The sequence below is a fragment of the Streptomyces sp. NPDC058092 genome (assembly GCF_042884935.1).
Taxonomy (GTDB): Bacteria; Actinomycetota; Actinomycetes; order Streptomycetales; family Streptomycetaceae; genus Streptomyces.
Genome location: NZ_JBHVSY010000073.1, coordinates 1 through 1,581, shown reverse-complemented (window position 1 = coordinate 1,581; position 1,581 = coordinate 1). Strand labels below are relative to the sequence as shown.

Below are 1,581 nucleotides of genomic sequence, written 5' to 3'. Positions count from 1 at the left end.
GTGAATCGGCGCAAGGGCGCCCACTGGCGGAGCTCGGCGTTGGTGTGCTCCACACAGATCCTCGCCGAGGACTGCCGCCGCCGTGTCTCGCGCCAGGCGCGCTTGTCACCGTCGCACGCCTCGTCCTTGGGCTTCTTCGGCGGGGCGCTGACCTGGCCGGGGAACTCCTTGGCCAGCCCGAGGTAGCCGGAATCGACCTTCGCCTTCACACCGGGACGGGTACGGAACTGCTCGGCGATGCCCTCGGTGCGCAGGGCGGTCTGGTCGTGCATCCGGCCCGGGCGGACCAGGCCGGACAGCAGCAGGCGGCCCTGGCCGTCGCTGAACGTGGTGGTCTTGACGGTGTTCTGCTTACGTTTTCCGGAAACGAATGCCCGGCGCCCGGGGCGGCCGGCCTGCGGGCGGCGGACCTGGGTCTCGACCCCATCGATCCGCAGCTCAACGCCCTCCGCCTCGGCATAGGCGAAGACGTCCTCCAGCGTCTTCAGCCGCAGGCCCGGCCGGTCGGGCACGGCGAAACCACGGGCCGCCAGCAGCGGGCGGACCTGCCGGATGGCCGCGGAGACGGTGGAGCGATCCACCTCGAAGAGCTCGGCGAGCACCACGTGCGGCAACTGATGACGCAGATGGACCAGGGTGACCAGCAGCCGATCGAGGAAGACCAGCTTGGGCTTTCGGCCGGCACCCTCCGCCCGCCGACGTTTCCCGCCCCGGGCCTCGCGGAGCGCGGACTGCCGGGCGGCCTCCCACGCACCGGCGAGACCGGCGAACAACTCACCGAAATGTGCGCGTGAGACACCCGTCAGGGCAGGATGGGAACAGGCCGCACGTGCCCAGGTCAGCTTCACAACTCACCCAACCCGTGCGGCTCTTCTCATGTCACGGCCCGAACGGAACGATCACCATGTCCGCCAAGGCCGCAAAACTACTCGGCCTGAAGCGCGCCTGCCGGGACCTCGAAGACGACCGTGAGCCCGTCGCGCTCGTTCCCCTGCTCGCCGACGCGCGTGAATCCGAAGCCCGCGATGGTTGCCAAGGAGGCTCTGTTGTCGGATCCGATACGGGCTCGCACGGTCCTGACACCGGGTTCGGCGGCGGCCCTGGTAAGCAGCGCCGTCAGTATGGCGCGGGCATAGCCCTGGCGGCGGAACCCGGGCACGACGGTGTAGCCGACCTCGACCATGCCAGCCTCATCCGGCGGCCCGTGGAACCCGGCGTCGCCGACGACGGCCCCGTCCGGCTCGGACACCACGGCCCGCGTGATCCAGGGCGCGGCAGACGGGTCCTCGGCGAGCTGGTCAGCGCGATGGCCGAAGATCCAGCGGGCCCGGTCGCAGACGAAGTGTTCGTCAAGGTCGACCCCGGCCTCGGCACTGCCGCCAGCGAGGTCACCGTCGGCAAGAGCCCGCAGCGCCTTTGCGTTGAGCTCGACGAAGCGGACACGTTTGGGGATGGGAATGGGGACAGGTTCGCTATTCATCGCGGAGATGGTCGCCCAGCGCCGGAGAGCTGTCCACCGCTTTACGGCCTCGGCTGACATCGTGATCGTCCCGTTCGGGCCGTGACATGAGAAGGGCTGTA

At 69.6% G+C, this 1,581-nt stretch carries 2 protein-coding genes; both read right to left on the bottom strand.

All coding sequences use genetic code 11. The features are described from left to right. Window positions 1-773 (bottom strand): transposase family protein (locus ACFVV1_RS40805; RefSeq protein WP_356648823.1); only part of this gene is annotated, 773 nt, incomplete at its 3' end. Between the two features lie 152 nt (window positions 774-925). Beyond that, window positions 926-1,480, bottom strand: a complete 555-nt coding sequence (locus tag ACFVV1_RS40800) for a GNAT family N-acetyltransferase (RefSeq protein ID WP_390000705.1) — start codon at window positions 1,478-1,480, stop codon at window positions 926-928. Window positions 1,481-1,581: the final 101 nt, after the last annotated feature.